This window comes from Pseudacidovorax sp. (genome assembly GCF_017991995.1).
GTDB lineage: Bacteria > Pseudomonadota > Gammaproteobacteria > Burkholderiales > Burkholderiaceae_C > Xenophilus.
This window is the reverse complement of the sequence record NZ_JAGOPN010000014.1, coordinates 1-19,873: the sequence shown is the minus strand read 5'-3', so window position 1 is coordinate 19,873 and position 19,873 is coordinate 1. Positions and strand designations below refer to the sequence as shown.

19 protein-coding genes are annotated in these 19,873 nt (G+C 69.8%); 8 read left to right on the top strand and 11 right to left on the bottom strand.

Annotation, left to right across the window (positions count from 1 at the left end; translation table 11 throughout):
- The first annotated feature begins 76 nt into the window (after positions 1–76).
- Positions 77–457: a hypothetical protein gene (locus tag KBC94_RS18580; protein ID WP_294373320.1), complete on the top strand. Its 381-nt coding sequence runs from the start codon at positions 77–79 to the stop codon at positions 455–457.
- Here KBC94_RS18580 and KBC94_RS18575 read toward each other — a convergent pair.
- A complete protein-coding gene (locus KBC94_RS18575; RefSeq protein ID WP_294373318.1) occupies positions 450–1,229 on the bottom strand; it encodes an SDR family oxidoreductase in 780 nt (259 codons plus the stop codon). The genes KBC94_RS18580 and KBC94_RS18575 overlap by 8 nt on opposite strands.
- A 108-nt stretch (positions 1,230–1,337) precedes the next feature.
- Here KBC94_RS18575 and KBC94_RS18570 point away from each other — a divergent pair, with 108 nt between their 5' ends.
- On the top strand, positions 1,338–2,261 hold the full coding sequence (locus KBC94_RS18570) for a LysR family transcriptional regulator (protein WP_294373316.1): 924 nt from the start codon (positions 1,338–1,340) through the stop codon (positions 2,259–2,261).
- Between the two features lie 18 nt (positions 2,262–2,279).
- Here KBC94_RS18570 and otsA read toward each other — a convergent pair whose 3' ends face one another.
- Both otsA and otsB read right to left on the bottom strand, forming a co-directional pair.
- Complete coding sequence (otsA, locus tag KBC94_RS18565) at positions 2,280–3,665, bottom strand: alpha,alpha-trehalose-phosphate synthase (UDP-forming) (protein ID WP_294373314.1); 1,386 nt, start codon at positions 3,663–3,665, stop codon at positions 2,280–2,282.
- 35 nt (positions 3,666–3,700) lie between these two features.
- Positions 3,701–4,450, bottom strand: coding sequence for a trehalose-phosphatase (gene otsB, locus KBC94_RS18560; RefSeq protein ID WP_294373312.1), 750 nt, complete (start codon positions 4,448–4,450; stop codon positions 3,701–3,703).
- Between the two features lie 157 nt (positions 4,451–4,607).
- On the opposite strand from otsB, the gene KBC94_RS18555 reads away from it, so the two are divergent.
- Positions 4,608–5,723, top strand: coding sequence for a hypothetical protein (locus tag KBC94_RS18555; protein WP_294373310.1), 1,116 nt, complete (start codon positions 4,608–4,610; stop codon positions 5,721–5,723).
- On the opposite strand, the gene KBC94_RS18550 is transcribed toward KBC94_RS18555, so the two are convergent.
- The 4 genes from KBC94_RS18550 to KBC94_RS18535 all read right to left on the bottom strand — a co-directional run bounded on the left by KBC94_RS18550 (position 5,706) and on the right by KBC94_RS18535 (position 10,512).
- Positions 5,706–6,956 carry a multifunctional CCA addition/repair protein gene (locus tag KBC94_RS18550; RefSeq protein ID WP_294373308.1) on the bottom strand — a complete coding sequence of 417 codons (1,251 nt, stop codon included), beginning with the start codon at positions 6,954–6,956 and terminating at the stop codon, positions 5,706–5,708. The two genes, KBC94_RS18555 and KBC94_RS18550, sit on opposite strands and share 18 nt — an antisense overlap.
- 87 nt (positions 6,957–7,043) lie before the next feature.
- A complete protein-coding gene (locus tag KBC94_RS18545) occupies positions 7,044–7,736 on the bottom strand; it encodes a glutathione S-transferase family protein (protein ID WP_294373307.1) in 693 nt (230 codons plus the stop codon).
- Between the two features lie 176 nt (positions 7,737–7,912).
- The gene (locus tag KBC94_RS18540) at positions 7,913–8,491 is read right to left on the bottom strand and encodes an MgtC/SapB family protein (RefSeq protein ID WP_294373305.1); all 579 of its coding nucleotides are present in this window, start codon (positions 8,489–8,491) and stop codon (positions 7,913–7,915) included.
- Between the two features lie 23 nt (positions 8,492–8,514).
- Complete coding sequence (locus KBC94_RS18535; RefSeq protein ID WP_294373303.1) at positions 8,515–10,512, bottom strand: lytic transglycosylase domain-containing protein; 1,998 nt, start codon at positions 10,510–10,512, stop codon at positions 8,515–8,517.
- A gap of 9 nt (positions 10,513–10,521) precedes the next feature.
- Here KBC94_RS18535 and KBC94_RS18530 point away from each other — a divergent pair, with 9 nt between their 5' ends.
- Positions 10,522–11,139, top strand: a complete 618-nt coding sequence (locus tag KBC94_RS18530; protein WP_114801292.1) for a 5-formyltetrahydrofolate cyclo-ligase — start codon at positions 10,522–10,524, stop codon at positions 11,137–11,139.
- 85 nt (positions 11,140–11,224) lie between these two features.
- Here the strand turns inward: KBC94_RS18530 and KBC94_RS18525 are convergent, their stop codons facing one another.
- A complete protein-coding gene (locus KBC94_RS18525) occupies positions 11,225–12,208 on the bottom strand; it encodes a LysR substrate-binding domain-containing protein (protein ID WP_294373299.1) in 984 nt (327 codons plus the stop codon).
- A 159-nt stretch (positions 12,209–12,367) separates the two neighbouring features.
- Here KBC94_RS18525 and KBC94_RS18520 point away from each other — a divergent pair, with 159 nt between their 5' ends.
- Positions 12,368–12,682, top strand: coding sequence for a DUF2917 domain-containing protein (locus tag KBC94_RS18520; protein ID WP_294373297.1), 315 nt, complete (start codon positions 12,368–12,370; stop codon positions 12,680–12,682).
- 165 nt (positions 12,683–12,847) lie between these two features.
- On the opposite strand, the gene KBC94_RS18515 is transcribed toward KBC94_RS18520, so the two are convergent.
- Positions 12,848–13,255 (bottom strand): BLUF domain-containing protein, encoded by a 408-nt coding sequence (locus KBC94_RS18515; RefSeq protein ID WP_294373295.1) that lies wholly within the window; start codon positions 13,253–13,255, stop codon positions 12,848–12,850.
- Positions 13,256–13,363: 108 nt separating this feature from the next.
- On the opposite strand from KBC94_RS18515, the gene KBC94_RS18510 reads away from it, so the two are divergent.
- Positions 13,364–14,113 (top strand): Crp/Fnr family transcriptional regulator, encoded by a 750-nt coding sequence (locus KBC94_RS18510; RefSeq protein WP_294373293.1) that lies wholly within the window; start codon positions 13,364–13,366, stop codon positions 14,111–14,113.
- Between the two features lie 12 nt (positions 14,114–14,125).
- Here the strand turns inward: KBC94_RS18510 and KBC94_RS18505 are convergent, their stop codons facing one another.
- A complete protein-coding gene (locus KBC94_RS18505) occupies positions 14,126–14,980 on the bottom strand; it encodes a DUF6279 family lipoprotein (protein WP_294373291.1) in 855 nt (284 codons plus the stop codon).
- Positions 14,981–15,065: 85 nt separating this feature from the next.
- Here KBC94_RS18505 and glmU point away from each other — a divergent pair, with 85 nt between their 5' ends.
- Positions 15,066–16,499: a bifunctional UDP-N-acetylglucosamine diphosphorylase/glucosamine-1-phosphate N-acetyltransferase GlmU gene (gene glmU / locus KBC94_RS18500; protein WP_294373287.1), complete on the top strand. Its 1,434-nt coding sequence runs from the start codon at positions 15,066–15,068 to the stop codon at positions 16,497–16,499.
- A 156-nt stretch (positions 16,500–16,655) separates the two neighbouring features.
- On the opposite strand, the gene KBC94_RS18495 is transcribed toward glmU, so the two are convergent.
- On the bottom strand, positions 16,656–17,126 hold the full coding sequence (locus tag KBC94_RS18495; protein WP_294373285.1) for an Lrp/AsnC family transcriptional regulator: 471 nt from the start codon (positions 17,124–17,126) through the stop codon (positions 16,656–16,658).
- A 158-nt stretch (positions 17,127–17,284) separates the two neighbouring features.
- On the opposite strand from KBC94_RS18495, the gene glmS reads away from it, so the two are divergent.
- Positions 17,285–19,162 (top strand): glutamine--fructose-6-phosphate transaminase (isomerizing), encoded by a 1,878-nt coding sequence (gene glmS, locus KBC94_RS18490; RefSeq protein WP_294373283.1) that lies wholly within the window; start codon positions 17,285–17,287, stop codon positions 19,160–19,162.
- The last annotated feature ends 711 nt before the right edge of the window (positions 19,163–19,873 follow it).

Genomic DNA, 19,873 nt, shown 5'->3' with positions numbered 1-19,873 from the left:
GCCGGGTGTGCCTGTTTTGCTGGCAGCGTCAGGCCTACGCTGGAGGCCACTTCCACGCCCTGTTCAAGGAGCTTCCATGACCGCCCGCCATGCCGCCCTTTCCCGTGCTGCCGATCCGGCCTGCATCGCCCCTGGCGAATGCCTGCTGCTGCCGGTGAGCCGCGGCACCCTGCTCTTCGCCGTCGAAGGCCATGTGCGGGTGGTGGAGGCGCCGCGCTGGGTGGCGGAGCAGATGCTGGCCGTGTCCCAGCATCTGGACGCTGGCCAAGCCCATCAGGTCGATGCCGAGGGCTGGGTTCAGGTGCTGGCGCTGGACGATGCGCCCGCGCGGGTCGCCCGGCTCACGCCAACGGCGCCGACCTCCGCGCTGGCGGCCGGCTTGCAGGCGCTCTGGCGGACGGCCCTGGCGCGACTGGCGCGCGTCGGCAGGGTCAGTGGGCCGACTGCGCTCAGATGAACATCCCGCCCGACACCTCGACGCGCTGCGCCGTCATCCAGTGGTTGCCCGGCCGCAGCAGCGCGGCCACGGCACCGCCGATGTCGTCGGGCAGGCCGACGCGGCCCTGCGCGGTCTGCGCGGCGATGGCGGCGTTCATCTGCGCGTTGTCGCGCACCACGCCGCCGCCGAAGTCGGTCTCGATGGCGCCGGGGGCGATCACGTTCACGGCGATGCGGCGCGGGCCCAGTTCCTTGGCCAGGTAGCGCGTCAGCACCTCGATGCCGCCCTTCATGGTGGCGTAGGCCGCATAGCCGGGCAGCGAGAAGCGCGCCAGGCCCGAGGACACGTTCAGCACATTGCCCCCGTCGGCCAGCAGCGGCAGCAGCGCCTGTGTGAGGAAGAAGGGGCCCCTCAGGTGCGTGGCCATCAGCTCGTCGAACTGCGTCTCGGTGGTGGCCTCGAAGCTGGCGTGGATGCCCATGCCGGCGTTGTTGAGCAGGATGTCGAATTGCGTGCGGCCCCAGGTGGCGGCGAGCCCCTCGCGCACGGCGGCGGCAAAGCCGGCGAAGGTGTCGGCCCGCGACACGTCCAGGGGCAGGGCCACGGCGCGCCGGCCCAGGGCCTGCACCTCGCGCACCACGGCCTCGGCCTCGTCGGCGCGGTTGCGGTAGGTGATCAGCAGGTCCACGCCGTCGCGGGCGAGGTGCAGGGCGGCGCTCTTGCCCAGGCCGCGGCTGCCGCCGGTGATGAGGGCGATGCGGGGCGTCGAAGTGGTGGCGGTGTCGGTCATGGCTGCTTCCTTGTGGGGAGAGGTGGATGGGATGACTGGTACTTTAAGAAGATGCAATCTCCAGAAAAAGCCGTAGAAAATGAATTCACTGTCTTTTCTGAGTGACCAATGGACCTCGATTCCTTGCGTGTGTATGTCCAGGTGGCCGAGCTGGCCAGCTTCACCCGCGCCGCCGAGCGGCTGGGCCTGACACGGGCCCGCGTGTCGGCCGTCGTGCAGCAGCTGGAGGCGACGGTGGGCACCCGGCTGCTGCAGCGCACGACCCGCACCGTGCGGGTCACGCCCGATGGCGAGGCCTTCGTGGAGCGGGCGCAGGCGCTGCTGGCGGAGGCGGAGGACCTGCAATCACTGTTCAGCCGCCAGCCGGGATCGTTGCGTGGGCGCATCCGTGCCGATGTGCCGCTGCAACTGGGCGCCCGCGTGGTGCTGCCGAACCTGCCCGCCTTCCTGGCCGACCATCCCTTGCTGGAAGTGGATCTGGGCAGCACCGACCGCCGGGTGGACCTGGTGCACGACGGCTTCGACTGCGTGCTGCGCGTCGGGGTGCTGCAGGAGTCGGGCCTGGTGGCGCGGCCGGTCGGGCAGATGGTGCAGGCCAACCTGGCCTCGCCCGCCTACCTGGCGAAGCACGGCCACCCGCGCAACCTGGACGAGCTGCGCCAGGGCCACCAGCTGGTGCGCTATTCATCGCGCCTGGCGGGCTGGCCGGCCTTGTGGGAGTACGAGGAGGGCGGTGAGCCGCGCAGCTTCGAGATGCCGGCGGTGATCACGGTGAACAACACGCTGGCCTACGAGGCCGCCTGCCGCGCCGGCCTGGGGCTGATCCAGGCGCCCGTGTTGGGCCACCGGGAGGCGCTGGCGCGCGGAGAACTGGTGGAGGTGCTGCCCGAATGGCGCGCGCCACCGCTGCCGATCACGCTGCTCTATGCGCACCGGCGGCAGGTGCCGCGCCGGTTGCAGGTCTTCATGGACTGGCTGGCCGGCCTGGTCGGCCAGGCCCTGGCCGAGGACGACGCGGCCCGCAGCCGCTGAGCACTCTGCGCGGCGCGGTCAGTCCACGCCCGGCGCGTCGCGCAGCGCGTCCAGGAAGGTCCGGCGCCACCAGTGCACGTCCTGCTCGCGGATGCGCGACAGCAGCTTCTGGTGGCGGGCCCGGCGCTCTTCCAGCGGCATGTGCAGGGCCTGCTGGATGGTCTCGGCCGTGCCGTGGGTGTCGTAGGGATTGACCAGCAACGCTTCCTTCAGCTGCTCCGCGGCACCCGCGAAGCGCGAGAGCACGAGCACCCCCGGATCGGCCGGATCCTGCGCGGCGATGTACTCCTTGGCCACCAGGTTCATGCCATCGCGCAGCGGCGTCACCAGGCCCACGGCCGCCGCGCGGCACAGGCCCGGGACCCGCTTGCGGGCCACCGTGCGGTGGATGTAGCGCACCGGCATCCAGTCGAGCTCGCCGTAGTCGCCGTTGATGGCGCCGCACAGCGACTCCAGCTCGCGGCGGATGTCGCCATAGGCATCCACGTCCTCGCGCGTGGGCGAGGCGATCTGGATCAGCGTGGCGCTGCGGTGGTTCTCCGGATAGCGTGCCAGCAGCTCGCGGAAGGCCCGCGCCCGCTGCGGAATGCCCTTGGAATAGTCGAGCCGGTCGATGCCCAGCAGCAGGCGGCGCTGCGAATACTCGCGCCGCACCGTCTCGTGCATGTCGCGCGCTTCCTTGGCATGCGTGAGCGCCAGGAACTCGTCCACGTCGATGCCGATGGGAAAGGCACTCGCCCGCACCGTCTGGCCCCAGGCGCGGAACTGGTCGTTGCCCAGTGCCTCGCCATGCGCCTCGTTGCTCACGTAGCGCTCGAAGTGCTGCACGTCCTGCTGCGCCTGGAAGCCCACCACGTCATAGGCGAACAGCGAGCGCATCAGCCACTCGTGCTGCGGAATCGCCGCCAGGATGATCTGCGGCGGCAGCGGGATGTGCAGGAAGAAGCCGATCTTCTGCTTGCAGCCCATGGCGCGCAGCTCGGCGGCCAGTGGGATCAGGTGGTAGTCGTGCACCCACAGGATGTCGTCTTCCTGCAGCAGGGGCATCAGCTTGCGCGCGAACAGCTGGTTGACGCGGCGGTAGCCACCGATGAAGCCGGCGTCGAAATTCGCCAGGTCCAGCCGGTTGTGGAAGACGGGCCAGAGCACCTTGTTGCTGTAGCCCAGGTAGTAGGCGTCGTGGTCCTCGCGGCACAGGTCCAGCGTGGCCAGCGTCACCTTGCCGGCCTGGTGGCGGTGCAGCTCGCCTTCGCCGGTGGGCCCGTCCTCGACGATGGTGCCGCTCCAGCCGAACCAGAGGCCGCCCGTCTGCTGCAGGGATTCGCCCAAGGCCACTGCCAGGCCGCCTGCGGCCACCTTGCGCGGGTCTGCCACCCGGTTGGAAATCACGACCAGTCTTGCCATGTCTCTTTGCTTCTCCTCGTCGGTTGTGCGGCGCTTCAGCGGGGCGCCGTCCCTGGGCCGGCCAACGCGTCGGCCGCCTGCTTGAGCCATTCGTACACGGCAGCCGGACCATCGACCCGCGCCGTGGCGCGGGTGCTGCCCGGCCCCACCTTGATGCCCAGACCGCCATGGGCCTGTGCCACGGCGAATCCGCTCTCATCGGTGGTGTCGTCGCCGAAGAAGAAGGGCTTGCGGTCGAGGAAGGGTGCTTCTTTCAGATAGGCCGTGATGGCCGTGCCCTTGTTGGTGCCGGCCGGCTTGATCTCCACCACGCATTTGCCGTGCAGCAGTTCGAACTCCGGGCGGTCGCCGACCGTCTCGGCCATGGTGTCCAGACAGAGTTGCTCGAGCTCGGGTGCGAGGCGGTAGTGCAGCGCGACGGCGGCCTGCTTGCGCTCGACCAGCAGGCCGGTATGGCGGTTGGCCAGCGCGTTGGCTGCGGCAATGACTTCGGACAGGTCGGTGGGCGCACGCTCCATCAAGTGCCCGTCGGCATCGCGCCGATGCGCGCCGTGCTCACCGGCGGTAGGCAGACGCAGGGGGGCGAGGAAGCGGTCGAGCACATCGACAGGCCGGCCGGAGACGATGGCCACGGCGCCCTCCAGGGCGTCGTGCAACTGGGCCAGCAGCGGCACCAGGCCGTCGGGCACCTTGACGGCCTCGGGCGTCTCCGCGATGCCGACCAATGTGCCGTCGAAGTCCAGGAACAGGGCGGCGTCGCGCCCTGGCAGGAAAGGCATTTGCATCGACTGGACCTTAGCAGCCAGAGGGCGGGGGCTGCGTCGGCCAATGCCGCGCGGTGCTGAGGGCGCAGGGACGATGATCTGCGCTCGCGCCGATGGGCGCAGTCATACCAGTCCGTCAAGGAGGAGGGAGTCTGTGAGAACTGCTGAAAGCCACCCCATGTCCATCAAGCCATCCGCGCGGATGGCTGCGCGAAAGCGCAGCACTCAAGGGCCATCGCGGTCGTTCTGGTGGCCGGTCGCGCGCAACCTCTTTGCCACGCTCCAGGAAGTGCCGATGGCGGCGCTGAGCGCGCTGTCGGTGATGGCGGGCGCTGCGGTGGTGCACCGCTACTGCATGTTGATCGGCTATGGCCCGGAGGCGAGCGTGTCGATCGGTTTCGGGGCGGCCGTCGCGCTGGTCGTGCTGCTGGGCTTGGTGAGCCTGTGGATTCTTTTGCAGGCGCCGGTCTGGATCACCGCGCTGTATGAACTTCCGCGTCTCGGCTTCAAGGAGGCCGTGCTCACACAGTTGGTGGCGTTTCTGGCATTCGCCATATGGATTGTCGCGAGGACCACGCGTGACGCTTCGGGATGGATCGGAGGCTTGGTCATCGCACTCGCCGTGGTGGCTGGGGCGCTCTTTCGACTGATTCGGGCAAGGAGGGCGAGATGGTGGCGCGCTACGCTGAGTGTGCTGGCGAGCGGTACGGGGGGCTGTGCGCTCGCCCTTGGCGCCTTGATCGGGCTTCTGAAGCTCGGCGTGCTGGACCCCGACGTGCCAGAGTGGGGAGTCTGGCTCGCGCTGTTGGCGGCGCCATGCCTGCTCACCGTGATCAATGCACTGCCCGGATTGGGAAAGGGCGCCTCGTTGGTCAGCACCGTCTTCGTGGGCCTCCTGCTCGGCCTGATCGTCTTCGTCGGCCGGGCCGGATTCATTGCCGAAGCCGCAGCCACGGTGGTCGGTCTGCGGATCGACGGCGAATCGCAGCTCCGGGTCAACCGCGCGGCCTGCCTGACGCTGCTGTCGGCGGTGCCCGTGCGCAAGGGCGACCTGCCCTTCAAGCTGGCCGACGAAGCGGCCGGCGCGGGCTGCCGTGAGTACGGCAATGCCGTGACGGCCCGCGTCGATCTGCGCGGCGGCGGCCGCTGGGTGCTGCAGGTGCGCCGCATCAACGGCTGGGACGCGGATCCCGAAGCGCCGCGGGTGTCGGTGGCGGACAGTGCCGTGGAGCTTGTGCTGCGCCCCATGCCCGACGTTGCCGGTCCACCCGCGGGATCAGCCCGTCATCCCTGAAATCGCCGCTTCGCGCGCCGCCTGGATCGCCTGCCCGATCTGCGGTCCCTTGGCGCCGCGGGCCAGGGCTTCTCGGGCGATGGGCTCGGTGGCCACGGCCTGCACGGCGGCCAGCACGGCCAGCAGGCGCTCGCGCGGCGCATAGGGCCGCTCCTCGAAGCCCAGGCGGCCGCGGGCGTCGCATTCGCAGGCGAGGAGTGCATCCGCGAAGCGCTCGGGCCGGCGCAGGGCGTCGCAGCGCTCCAGCAGGCGCAGAAGGGCGGCCGGGCCCAGTTCATCGCTGCGGTGGATGTTGCCGTGCTCGCGTGCCACCACGTCGGCCAGCTCGCGTACCTCGGTGGGCACGCGCCAGCGCTCGCACAGGCCGGCCAAGATGCGCGCGCTGCGCTGTTCGTGGCCGATGTGGCGCGGCAGCACGTCGGCGGGCGTGGTGCCCTTGCCCAGGTCGTGCGTGAGGCAGGCGAAACGCACGGGCAGTGGCGCCTGCAGGCGGGCGCTCATGTCCAGCACCATCATCAGGTGCACGCCGGTGTCGACTTCTGGATGGTGCTCGGCGCGCTGCGGCACGCCCCACAGGCGGTCCACTTCCGGCAACAGCACGCGCAGGGCGCCACAGGCGCGCAGCACCTCGAACATGCGCGAAGGCTTCGGCTCCATCAGGCCGCGGGCCAGTTCCTGCCACACGCGCTCGGGCACCAGCGCATCGGCCTCGCCCGCCTCGACCATGCCGCGCATCAGCGCCAGGGTCTCGGGCGCCACGCTGAAGTCGTGCAGCTTGGCGGCGAAGCGCGCCAGGCGCAGGATGCGCACGGGGTCCTCGCGGAAGGCGTCGGTCACATGGCGCAGCACCTTCTGCTGCAGGTCGCGCTGGCCGTGGAAGGGGTCGACGAGGGCGTCGGTGCGCAGCGGCTCGGTGTCGGCCAGGTCGGCCGGCAGGGCGATGGCGTTGATGGTCAGGTCGCGGCGGGCCAGGTCCTCATCCAGCGTGACCTCGGGCGCGGCATGGACCACGAAGCCGCGGTAGCCCGGACCGCTCTTTCGCTCGGTGCGGGCGAGGGCGTATTCCTCGCGCGTGTCGGGATGGAGGAAGACCGGGAAGTCGCGGCCCACCGGCAAGTAGCCGGCGTCCAGCATCTGCTGCGGGGTCGCGCCGACCACCACCCAGTCGCGGTCGCTGCCGGGCCGCCCCAACAGCGCATCGCGGATGGCGCCGCCCACAAGAAACTTCTGCATCGGGGCAGTGTAGGGGCGGGCGCACCGCTGATCGGTGGCGTTGCCGCCTGCCCGCTTGGCCGCTCTTTCGCTCAGCGGCTGAGTGGCTCAGTCGCGCGAGGTACGGTAGGGCTCGTCCATCGGGACGAAGTCGTGTTCGGCCAGCGCCTCGTCGATCCAGGCCTTCACGCCGGGCAGCGCGTAGAGGCGGTCGATGTAGGCATCGATGGCGGCGGGCACGGGCAGCGCATAGGTGCGGATGCGCGTGGCCACCGGCGCGTAGTACGCGTCGGCAATGCCGAATTCGCCGAAGAGCATGGGGCCGCCGTGCCGCTGCAGCAGGCCTTCCCACATCTGGCAGATGCGCGCCAGGTCGGCGACCACGGCCGGCTCTTCGCGCATCAGGCGGGCGCCCACCTCGGGCAGCGAGGCCTCGATGTTCATGCCGCAGTGGTTGCGCAGGGCGCCGAAGCCGGCATGCATCTCGGCGCAGATGCTGCGGGCATGTGCGCGGGCCGCGACGTCGGCAGGCCACAACTGCTTGTCGGGGAAGCGCTCGGCCAGGTATTCGGCGATGGCCAGCGTGTCCCACACCACCACCGGACCATCCACCAGCACCGGCACCTTGCCCGTCGGGTTGACGGCACCCACCACGGCCTTGAAGCGCGAGTCGGCCTCGAAACTGTCGAAGCGCACCATCACCTCCTCGAAGGGGATGCCCGCCTGCTTCATCAGCACCCAGGGGCGCATGGACCAGGACGAGTAGTTCTTGTTGCCGATGTAGAGCTGGAGGGTGGACATGGAGATCTCCGGGGCTGAGTGAAAGAGCGGGCGAGAGGCATGCTAGGGGCGATTCCCCGGCCCATCGATGCAAAAAATGGCGGAGATTGATGCGTGCCGTGCCGTGCCGTGCCGTGCCGTGCCGTGCCAGCGGCTTCGCTGCCGCCGCGTGGCGGCATCCGGCGCCAGCGCATCGCTCAGTCCCTCGTGCTGCGGCCCTGCTTGGTGTCGACGCCCCGGCTGGCGGTCATCCGCGTCTCGTCCATGCGGTCGGCGCCGCGCGGCGGCCCGGCCCTGCGGCTCACCCAGATCACCAGCCGCGGCATGGCCTGCAGCACCGCCAAGCCGAGCAGCGCGCTCAGGATGGCCGTCACCTCGCGACCCAGCCCGCAGGCCATGCCGATGGCGGCCGTCATCCACAGGCCGGCGGCGGTGGTCAGGCCTTCCACCTGCTCCTCATTGCGGCCACGCTTGAGGATGGTGCCGGCGCACAGGAAGCCGACCCCAGCCACCAGGCCCTGGATCACGCGGCTCATGTCGGCCGGCTCGATGCCGGCCTGCTGCGGCACCAGCACGAACAGCGCCGAGCCGATGGCCACCAGCATGTGCGTGCGCACCCCGGCGGCCTTGCCCTCGTACTCGCGCTCGAAGCCCAGCAGCAGGCCCAGCAGCGCCGCCAGAAGCAGGCGCACCACGATGCGCACCAGCTGGGCGAGATCGGGCACGTCCGAGAACTCGGTGGCCAGCGTGTCGGCGACGATGTCCATCCAGTCCATGGCGCTTCGGGTGGTTCAGCGGTTCAGGGCAGGTCCTTGTTGGGTTCGGGCTCTGTCGGGTTGCGCGGGCCCACGCTGCCCAGGCGTTCCTTGATGGACTGCGGCCGGCCGTAGATCAGCGCCGCATAGTTGGTGGTGTTGGCGATCACCTTCTTCACGTAGTCGCGCGTCTCGGCAAAGGGAATGTTCTCGGCCCAGATGGCGGCGTCGAGCACCGGCCCGTTGCGCCAGTTGCGCGGCCGGCCCGGGCCGGCGTTGTAGGCGGCGGCGGCCAGCGGCATGGAGCCGTCGAAGTCGTCCAGCGCCAGCTTGAGGTAGTTGGTGCCGATGGTGATGTTGGTCTCGCGGTCGGTGATCATGTCCGGCGAATAGGGCAGGCCGATCTTGCGCGCCGTCCAGCGTGCGGTGGCGGGCATCACCTGCATCAGGCCCGAGGCGCCGACGCCCGAGCGCGCATCCATGATGAAGCGGCTTTCCTGGCGGATCAGGCCGTAGACGTAGGCCGGGTCCAGGCCGATGTCCTGGCTCTTGCGCAGAACCGTGTCGTGGAAGGGCATGGGAAAGCGCTGCACCGCGTCGATGGTGCCCTTGGTGCGTTCGCTGGTGTTGATGCAGCGGTCCCACACCTCGCGCTGGCACGCCAGGTCGGCGGCGGCCAGCAGCGCGCGGTCGTCCATGCCGCCGCGGTCGTGCAGGTTGGTGGCGTAGTTCCACTCGCGCACGCCCTCGGGGCGCAGGCCCATGGCGATGGCGTAGAGGCCGCGCTGCAGCGAGGGGTTGTTCTGCGCGGCGGCGCGCTCCTCGGGCGTGAGGGGCGCGGGCGGCGTGGGCACCTGGGCGCGCTGGCCCAGTTCTTCGAGCGCCAGCAGTTCGTAGAAGCCGCGCGTGCCGGCGATGGTCTCCAGCAGCGTGCGGGCCTCCTGCTGGCGGCGTTCGCCACCCTGGGCCAGGAGGGCGCGGGCGCGCCAGTAGACCCAGGTCGGGTCCTGCTGCGCCTCTTCGCTCATGGCGCGGACGGCGGCGTCGACCTCCTTCCACTGGCCCATGCGCAGCGATGCGCGCACCTTCCAGCCGAGCATGTCGTCGGTGAGGTCGCCGTTCTTGCTGACGTTGGCGAAGTAGCCGAAGGCCTGCGGCGAGAGCTTCTGCGCGGCCTGGCGGCCGATGCTGCCCCAGACCCAGTTGCGCTCTTCGGGGCTGAGCATCGGGCCCCACTTGCTGTCGAGCTGCGCGGCGGCGGTGTCGGGATCGGCCACGGCCATGCGCAGCAGCGCCAGCACGACCATCTCCTTGCGGCCACGGGAGGCGGCCGAGGCCGCGCCGAGCAGGAACTTGACGGCGCTGGCGTTGACCTGGTCGAAGGTGGGCAGCGCCTCGGGCGCGACGAGGTTGATGGCCGCGCGGGCGGCGCTGGGGCGATTGGCCTCCATGGCGATGCGCGCCTTCTTCCAGGCGTCGGACTTCGGCATGGCGCCGGCGGCGATCAGCCGATCGGCGGCGGTGAGGCAACCGTCGTCCAGGTCGCGCTGCGCCAGCCAGTTGCGGCGCACCTGCTCGACCTGCGCCGTGGTGGCGCGACCGCTGCGCAGCGCATCGACCAGCACGGCATAGCACTGCACCTCGCGGTCGTCGTTCATGCGGAAGGCCGCATGCGCGGCGGCGAACTCGTCCCAGGCGCGGCGCTGGCCCATCAGCAGCAGCCAGTCGTTGCGCAGGCGGTCTTCCTGGTAGGTGCCGGGGTAGCGCGCAAAGAAGGCGTTGACCTCGTCGCTGCTCGCGTCGCCCAGGCGCGCCTTGAGCTCCCAGTACGCGGCCCAGGGTTCGAGCACATGGCCGCGGGCCTGCGGCAGCAGGGCCGTGAGGCGGGCCTTGTCGCCGCGCTGGAAGGCCTGCTTCATCTGCAGCAGCACATCGTCGTTGCGGTTGGCCTGGGCGCAGGCTGGCGGTGCGAGGGTGGCGGCCACCAGGGCCAGGGCGGCGAGCCAGCCGCGGCGGGGTGACAAAATGCCTTGAAACTGCATCGAAGGATTATGGACAAAGCACACGGTGAAGAACGCGCGGGCACGGCGGCCTTTCTCAAGTCCCAGGTCCGCGCGGCGCTCATCGAGCAACGCCTGGCGATGCCCGACCGCCTACAGCGCGCCGACCTGCTGCAGCGCGTGATGCGCTTCTGGCTGGTGGGCCGGCCCGACACGGTGATCGGCGCCTACTGGCCCATCAAGGGCGAGTTCGACCCCCTGCCGGCGCTGCATCGCTGGAAGGAGGACGGCGAGCTGATGGAAGAGCCCCAGCGCCGCCGCATCGGCCTGCCGGTGGTGGACCGCGAGACCAAGACGCTCACTTTCCACGTCTGGTACCCCGGCTGCCCGATGGAGAACGATGCCTACGACATCCCCAAGCCCAAGGACACCGAGCTGATCGTGCCCACGCTGCTGTTCGTGCCCTGCCTGGGCTACAGCGCCGGCGGCTACCGGCTGGGCTACGGCGGCGGCTTCTACGACCGCACGCTGGCGGCGCTGGAGCCCCGGCCCTTCACCGTGGGCCTGGGCTTTGCCAACGGCTTCGTCGACGACTTCGAGCCCGAGGCGCACGACGTGCCGCTGGACGCGATCCTCAACGACAACGGCGTGGTCTGGCCCGTCGGCTGACCTGCGCCTCTGGGTGCCTTATGGGTACCGATCTCGCTGGATGGGCGATTGCGCCGACCGCGCAGACACCCTGCGCGGCCGGTGTTCAGTCCAACTCCGTGAGCGTGTCCGGGTCCGGCCCGTCGCCGATGGTCTTGCGCGTGACCGCGGCCTGTTGGCGCAGCCAGTCGCAGAAGGCGCGGATCTCCGGCCGTGCGGTGCTGCGCGGCGCCACCAGCAGCCAGTAGGCCATCGGCGAATCCATGCGCTGGCGCGGCAGCACCTCCACGAGGTCGCCGCTGGCCAGGCTTTCGGCGATGAGGGGGCTGCGCGCCAGCACCACCCCCTGGCCCGACAGCGCGGCCTGCACCATCTGGTAGGCATAGTTGAAATACAACCAGCGCCGCGGCTGCGAGCGGGCCAGGCCATTGGTCTCGAACCAGCGGCGCCAGGTCAGCCATTCGAGGTGTGTGCGGTGCGCGTCACCGGCCTCGATCAACGTGAAGCGGGTGATGTCCGCCGGCTCACGGATGGCCGGGCTGCTCTTGATGAGCCAGGGGCTGGCCACCGGCATCAGCGTCTCGCCGAAGAGGCGCACCGCGCCCGCGGGCATGGCTTCGGCGGGGCCGTAGCGCAGCGCCATGTCGATGTCGACCAGTTCCAGGTCCACCGCCACGTCGCTGGCATCGATGCGGATGTCGATGTCCGGATGCTCCTGCTGGAAGGCCTCCAGCCGCGGGATCAGCCACATCGATGCGAAAGAGGCAAAAGTGGTCAGCGCCACGCTCTTGCGGCCGGCGCTCTGGCGGATGAGCCGCACGGCGCCGTCGATGCGCGGCAGCGCCTGCTGCGTGGCCAGCAGCAACTGTGCGCCGGCGCTGGTCAGCTCCACCGCCCGGGTGTGGCGCAGGAAGAGCGGCACGCCCACCTCTTCTTCGAGCGACTGGATCTGGCGGCTGACCGCGGACTGCGTCAGCGCCATCTCCTCCGCCGCGGCGCGGAAGTTCAGATGTCGGGCCACGGCCTCGAAGGCGCGCAGGTAGCCGGCGCCGATGGGCCGGGTGCGCAGGTGGGTCTGGGAGTGCTGCATGGGCGGGACGGACAGGAGGGGCGGGCGGCGATTGATGCGTCGCCGGCATCAGTAGCCTAGCGCGTTTTCATTGGACCGGCCGCGCCGTGCTGCAGATGATCGGTTCCCGAAGCAGACGTGGCGCAATGGGCGACACGCTGCCCGACGAGGAGAACCGCCATGACCGCCGCCACCCTGAGCACCACGACCCGCGAAGCCCTGATCGCCGCGCCCGCCGCTGCGATTCCGCCGGCCGTGCGCCGTGGCGCCTGGCAGCTCAAGGCGGGGCAGGCCATCAGCCTGCGGGCACAGAGCCGCAGCGTGCTGCGGCTGCGGCAGGGCCGCGTGTGGGTCACCCGCGACGCCACGGCCCAATGGGGCAGCGAAGACCTGGTCGTCGGCCCCGGCGAGTCGCTGGTGGTCGAGGCCGGCCAGCGCATCGTGATGGAGCCGTGGGACGGCTTCGGCGCGACCTACACCTGGGATCAAGACTAACCCCCAGGCTCTGCGCTTTGCGCGCCGCCCACCCCCTTTCAGGGGGCACATCCTGCGGCCCGGCGCAGCCGGTTCCGCGGATGGTCCCGCTTGGTCTGCTCCGCGGCCGCCCGAGATCGGATGGACGTGGCGCGCGCGGCTTGAATGCAGCGCGTCGGCGCGCCGTCAGGCCTGGATGTCGAAGCCTGATCGCATATGCAAAAAGCGCTCGACGGCGGGCAGGCCGGAGAGGCTGATCAATGCGGCAAGCGCATCGAGGTCGTCGGTCTGGGCGTAGCCCATGTCGAAGCGGTGGTAGCGCCGCTGGTCGAGCACGCCTTCATACAGGATGCGCACGTCCTCGTGCCGGGCGTCGCCGACGATGCGGCCCATCAACGGTTCGAGCATCGCGCGTGGGCCTTCCAGGTGCTGGAAGAAGCGCAGGCCGTCGAACACCAGCAGTCCGCTCACGCCCGCCTGCGCGTTGTGGGGCCTGGCCCTCGACAGGATCTGTCCCACCACCGTGGGGGAGGTCTGGGGATCGAGTTGGCTGGTGTAGAAGAACTCGTAGAGGCTGTGGGCGTCAGCAGGCATCGCCATCCACTTTAGGGCGCCGGCCGACGCTGGGCGGCGTTGGAGGAATGTCAAAAGACACAGGCCGAATGTCTATATTGGCGCACCCCTAACCCTTGCATCTGCCCGATGTCGGTGTCCCATTCGGCCTGTGGCCATCCGTGCAGCGAATGCCGCCTGCGCAGCCTTCCCGCCTTTCTTGCCCTCTCCGAACCCGAGCGCCGGGCCGTCGCCGAATGGCGCACCGGCAGCCGGCGTGTGGCCGCGGGAGAACGCATCATCGGCGAGCATGTGCGCAGCGACCAGCTCTACACGCTCTATTCGGGCTGGGCCTTCCGCTACAAGACGCTCGGCGATGGGCGGCGGCAGATCCTGAACTTCCTCTTGCCGGGTGACCTGCTCGGCCTGCAGGACGAGTTCGCCGATGGCCGTACCCACGGCGTGGAGGCCGCCTCGGACGTGGTGCTCTGCACCTTTCCCCGTGACCGGCTGTGGGACTTCTTTCTGCAGCATCCCAAGCTGGGCTACGACATCACCTGGCTGGCCGCGCGCGAGGAGAAGATGGTGGACGACAACCTCGTCACCACCGGACGCCGCACGGCGGCCGAACGGGTCGCGATGCTGCTGATGCACCTGTACCGCCGTGCCCAGCACCTGGGCATGACGGAAGGCGACAAGGTGGAGTTTCCCTTCCAGCAGCAGCACATCGCCGATGCGCTGGGCCTGTCGCTGGTGCACACCAACAAGACGCTGCGCAAGCTGCAGCGCCTGGGCCTGCACCGGCTGGAAGGCGGCTGGCTGGAGATCCTGGAGCCCCATGCGCTGGAGGCGCTGGGCGACTACTTCGAGCGCCCAATGCGGCCGGTCCCCCTCCTCTGATTCGCCGGCGCCTCAAGGCGCGGTGAGCGCGATCAGGTCCTGCCGATAGCCCTCGATGCGCTGAGCCGCCCGTTCGCGTTGCGCGGGGCTCATCGCGGCATGCAGCTGGGCCGTGTTGCGGCAACCCTCCTGCGTCAGCGCGTCCTGCTGTGTGCGCCATTCGCCCGGCGGCGGCTCGAAGACGCGCATCACCAGCGCATGCACACGTTGCTGCGCCTCCGCCGCCGGCAGGCCGGGCTGCTGCTGCAGTCCCCGCAGCAACGCCATCACTTCGGCCTGTCGCGCCCGTCGCACGTTGTCCAGCTTCTGCGGACTGAAGGCCGATTGGCGCACCGCCTGCCGCAGCAGCTCACGCTGGCGCAAGTCCAAGGGGCCGTAGAAGTCCTCGTAGCGGTCCAGGAAGGTGTCGTAGCGCTTGTCCTGCACCTCGGCCGGCAGCAGGCGCAGCCACTCGCGGCGGAACTCGCCATTGATGCGGGTGAACTTGCGCTCCAGCACCTGCAGCTGGGCGGGCGACAGGCTCTGGGCCAGCGTGGTGGCCTCGGGCTCGGCGCGCACGGCCAGCGCCAGCAGGCGCGCCTGTACGGCCTCCGACATGGCGCAGACCTGCGCGGCCGTGATGTCGCCCCGCGCCAGGTCGCGAGCCTGGCCGGCGAGGGCGACGAAGCGGGGCAGCTCCTCGCGGCGGTGCCACTCCTGCAGCCCGGCCAGGGCCGCCTTCACCTGCAGGCTCTGGGCGCCATCGAAGTCCAGGTAGCCGTCCAGCCACCAGTAGCTGATCTCGGGCAGGTTGTTGTAGGCCAGACGCACCGCGCTGCAGCCGCCGAGCACGACCGCCAGGAGCAGCGCGCCGATAATCCGCGCCACTTTTCGCAGCCCGCTGCCGCCGCCTCGCGGCCCCTCGCGCGGACCGCTTTCCGCCTCATCGCACGCTGCCGACGCAGCACCGACCATGACCATTGCACCCACCACGTCCAGCCTTTCCTCGATCGCCGTCGATGTCGTCGTCATGGCGGCCGGCAAGGGCACGCGCATGAAGAGTCGCCTGCCCAAAGTGTTGCATCGATTGGCTGGCCGCCCGCTGCTTGCCCATGTGCTGCGTACGGCCGCCGGCCTGGGCGCGCGGCGCGTGGTGGTGGTCACCGGCCACGGCGCGGAGGAGGTCGAGGCCGCCATCCCCGCCTGGCAGCTGGGTGCCGACGTGCGCTGCGTGCGCCAGTCGCCGCAACTGGGCACGGGCCACGCCGTGCAGCAGGCCGTGCCCGCGTTGGCCGGCGATGGCGTGGTGCTGGTGCTGTCGGGCGACGTGCCGCTGATCGCCGAGGACACGCTGCGCGCCCTGGTCGAGGCCAGCGGCGGCGAGCGTCTGGCGCTGCTCACCATCGACCTGCCCGACCCCACCGGCTACGGCCGGGTGCTGCGCGATGCGGCCGGCGGCGTCCAGGCCATCGTCGAGCACAAGGACGCGACCGAGGCCCAGCGCCAGGTGCGCGAGATCTATTCGGGCGTGATGGCGGCGCCCGCCCGCGCGCTGGCCGGCTGGCTGGCGCGGCTGTCCAACGACAACGCCCAGGGCGAGTACTACCTGACCGACGTGGTCGGCATGGCCGTGGCCGAGGGCCTGCCCGTGGTGGCGCAGAAGACCACCGACGCGCTGCAGGTGGCCGGCATCAACAGCCCCGCGCAACTGGCTGCCCTGGAGCGCGACTGGCAGCGCCGCCAGGCCGAGCGCCTGATGGGTGCCGGCGTGCGCCTGGCCGACCCGGCGCGCTTCGACCTGCGCGGCGAGCTGGAATGCGCCGCCGATGTCGAGATCGACATCAACTGCATCTTCGAAGGCCGCGTGAACCTGGGCGAGGGCGTGCGCATCGGCGCGCACTGCGTCATCTCGGATGCGCGCATCGAGGCCGGTGCGGTGATCCATCCCTACACCCACATCGCCGGCGAAGCGGCCGGCGTGGTCGTGGGCGCGGGCGCGCTCATCGGCCCCTATGCCCGCCTGCGCCCCGGCGCGCAACTGGGCCGCGAGGTGCACATCGGCAACTTCGTCGAGGTGAAGAACTCGATCCTGGCCGACGGCGCCAAGGCCAATCACCTGGCCTACCTGGGCGACGCCACGGTGGGCGAGCGCGTCAACTACGGCGCCGGCAGCATCACGGCCAACTACGACGGCGCCAACAAGCACCGCACGGTGATCGGCGACGACGTGCATGTGGGCAGCAACTGCGTGCTGATCGCGCCGGTGACGATCGGTGCCGGCGGCACCATCGGCGGCGGCTCGACCATCGGCAAGAGCACCGAGCCCGGTGCGTTGACGGTGGCCCGGGCGCGGCAGGTGAGCTTCGCGAACTGGAAGCGGCCCGTGAAGGGCGCGAAGAAGCCCTGACAGCATGACCGGCTCCCTCTCCGTCGCCGGAGAGGGTGGGGACGAGGGGCCGCAGTGCGGGCGCGCGGCCCGGCTGGGGTGAAGCATCCCCTTTCCCCCAATCCCACTGCCGCACGGGGAGAAGGGTTCGCCGTCCAGGTGCAATGGGCAGGTGCCCTATTCCAACGGCACCCGCGGCTCGAACTTGGCCCGGCGCACGCTGAAGAAGGCCTTCACGTTGCGCACGTTCGCATCGCTGGTGAACAGTCGCTGCGCCAGCGCCTGGTAGGCGGGCATGTCGCGCACGGTGACGATGAGCACGAAGTCCGGCCCGGGCGAGACGCGGTAGCACTGCTGCACCGCCTCGTCCGGGGCAACGCGCGCCTCGAAGGCGGTCAGGGATTGCTCGTCCTGCCGGTCCAGCGAGATCTCCACGATGGCCGTGAGCGTGGCGCCCAGGCGGTCCACGTCCAGTAACGCCACCTCGCGCGCGATCAGGCCCGACTGGCGCAGGCGCTGCACGCGCCGCAGACAGGTAGGAGGCGACAGGTGCAGGTCGGCCGCCAGCTGCTGGTTGGTGCGCGAGGCATCGCGCTGGAGGGCTTCCAGCAGACGCCGGTCAATGGCATCGAGGTTAGAAAATTCCATGAATTGATGCTTGAATGAGGGTTTATTCCATTCATCGGAGGCAACGGAATAAATAGTCAATTAGGAAAGAAAAACGAAAGCAACGTTCATTCTGCCTCGCCTAGCATCGCCCACCTCGGCAGCACGCCTGCTGCTCCCACCTTTCTGGAGACCTCCCCATGTGCGGCATCGTCGGCGCAGCCTCCCATCGCGACATCGTTCCCCTGCTGGTGCAGGGCCTGCAGCGGCTGGAATACCGCGGCTATGACTCCTGCGGCGTGGCCGTGCATGCGGGCGGCGGCCTGGGGCGGGCGCGCACCACCTCGCGCGTGGCCGACCTGCTCACGCAGGTGAGCACCGAGCACATCGAGGGCCAGACCGGCATCGCCCACACGCGCTGGGCCACGCACGGCGCGCCGGCCGTGCACAACGCCCATCCGCACTTCAGCCATGGCGTGGGCGAGCTGCCCAACAGCCAGCGGCCGCCGCGGATCGCGCTGGTGCACAACGGCATCATCGAGAACCACGAGAGCCTGCGCACCCAACTGCAGACGCGCGGCTACGTCTTCGCCAGCCAGACCGACACCGAGGTCATCGCCCACCTGATCGACAGCGCCTACGACGGCGACCTGTTCGAGGCCGTCAAGACCGCGGTGGCCCAACTGCATGGCGCCTATGCGATCGCCGTCATCTGCCGCGACGAGCCGCACCGCGTGGTCGGCGCGCGCGCCGGCTCGCCGCTGGTGCTGGGCGTGGGCCAGGGCGAGAACTTCCTGGCCAGCGACGCCATGGCCCTGGCCGGCGTGACCGACCAGATCGTCTACCTGGAAGAGGGTGATCTGGTCGACCTTCAGCCCGGCAAGTACTGGATCGCCGACCGCCACCACAAGCGCGTCGAGCGCCGCGTGCGCACCGTGCATGCCCACAGTGGCGCGGCCGAGCTGGGCCCCTACCGCCACTACATGCAGAAGGAGATCTTCGAGCAGCCCCGTGCCATCGCCGACACGCTGGAAGGCGTCGAAGGCATCGTGCCCGAGCTCTTCGACGGCGCCGAGGTGGACGGCCAGCCCGGCGCCAGCGCCTACCGCGTGTTCCAGGAGATCGACCAGGTGCTGATCCTGGCCTGCGGCACCAGCTACTACAGCGGCTGCACCGCCAAGTACTGGCTGGAGGGCATCGCCGGCGTGCCGACACAGGTGGAGATCGCCAGCGAATACCGCTACCGCGATTCGGTGCCCAACCCGCGCACGCTGGTGGTCACGATCAGCCAGTCGGGCGAGACGGCCGACACGCTGGCCGCCCTGCGCCATGCGCGCAGCCTGGGCATGGAACAGACCCTGACCATCTGCAACGTGGCCACCAGCGCCATGGTGCGCGAATGCAAGCTGGCCTACATCACGCGCGCCGGGGTGGAGATCGGGGTGGCCTCGACCAAGGCCTTCACCACGCAGCTGGCCGGGCTCTTCCTGCTGACGCTGGCGCTGGCCCAGTCCAAGGGCCGGTTGAGCGAAGAGGACGAAGCCCGCTACCTCAAGGAGATGCGCCACCTGCCCGTGGCGCTGCAGTCGGTGTTGGCACTGGAGCCGCAGGTGGTGGCCTGGGCCGAGGACTTCGCGCGCAAGGAGAACGCGCTCTTCCTCGGCCGCGGCCTGCACTACCCCATTGCCCTGGAAGGCGCGCTCAAGCTCAAGGAAGTGACCTACATCCACGCCGAGGCCTATGCCGCCGGCGAGCTCAAGCACGGGCCCCTGGCGCTGGTCACCAGCGAGATGCCCGTGGTGGCCGTGGCGCCCAACGACGCGCTGCTGGACAAGCTCAAGAGCAACCTGCAGGAAGTGCGCGCCCGCGGCGGCGTGCTCTACGTGCTGGCCGACGGTGACACGCACATCGAGAACAGCGAAGGCCTGCACGTGATCCGCATGCCCGAGCACTACGGTCGCCTGTCACCGCTGCTGCATGTGGTGCCGCTGCAGCTGCTGGCGTATCACACGGCCTGCGCAAGGGGGACGGATGTGGACAAGCCGCGGAACCTGGCGAAGAGCGTGACGGTGGAGTGAGGGGCAACGCCGGAACGCTCTCATCAGGAGCGCACCGTCCATAGCTCGGGCTAACACTTCGACGGCCTCGGCCCAGCCGAGCGCCTCCTGCGGCCGTACACGCTGCTCCCCGTATTCGCCTGCAGGTCGTTCTGGACAGGACGCTCCTCCTCAGTCAGGCGTTCCCGGAAGCGCTCGGGCACTGCGTGGGCTACTGCCCCAACGCAGCCGGCGCGAAAGCGGTGGCGCCTCGTCCATAAGCACGGACTGAGTTGAGACGCGTCCCGACGCGCACCGTCGGGGGTGGCGAACCTTGGGTGTTGGCGTCGCCCCAATACAAGACCTTTGCACTTTCCCGCCGGGCCCATGAGGGGCCACTCTCCATTGATCGGAACGGACAACGATGACGGCCGCCTGCGTTGGTGCGCTCGATGCGCTCATCGCGCCACATCGGGATGGGTGCTCTGTCTCGCAAGTGCAGGCATGCTGCTGTATTGCAACCTGCACTGCAGGGTAGCGTGAGGGGACGCTTACGTCCGATCTGGCCCCGCGAGAGCACCACGATGCGCATCGCGATCCCTATACGGACAGCGCAGGCGCCTAGTTGTCATGTCTCAATAGGTTGTTCACCCGGAAGGGTCTGGGAGACTGGAGTTACCACGCTTCAGTCACCAGAGGGACCTTCCGAGTGAACAGCCATAAGAATGCCAGATTGACCTTCGAAGGGCGCAA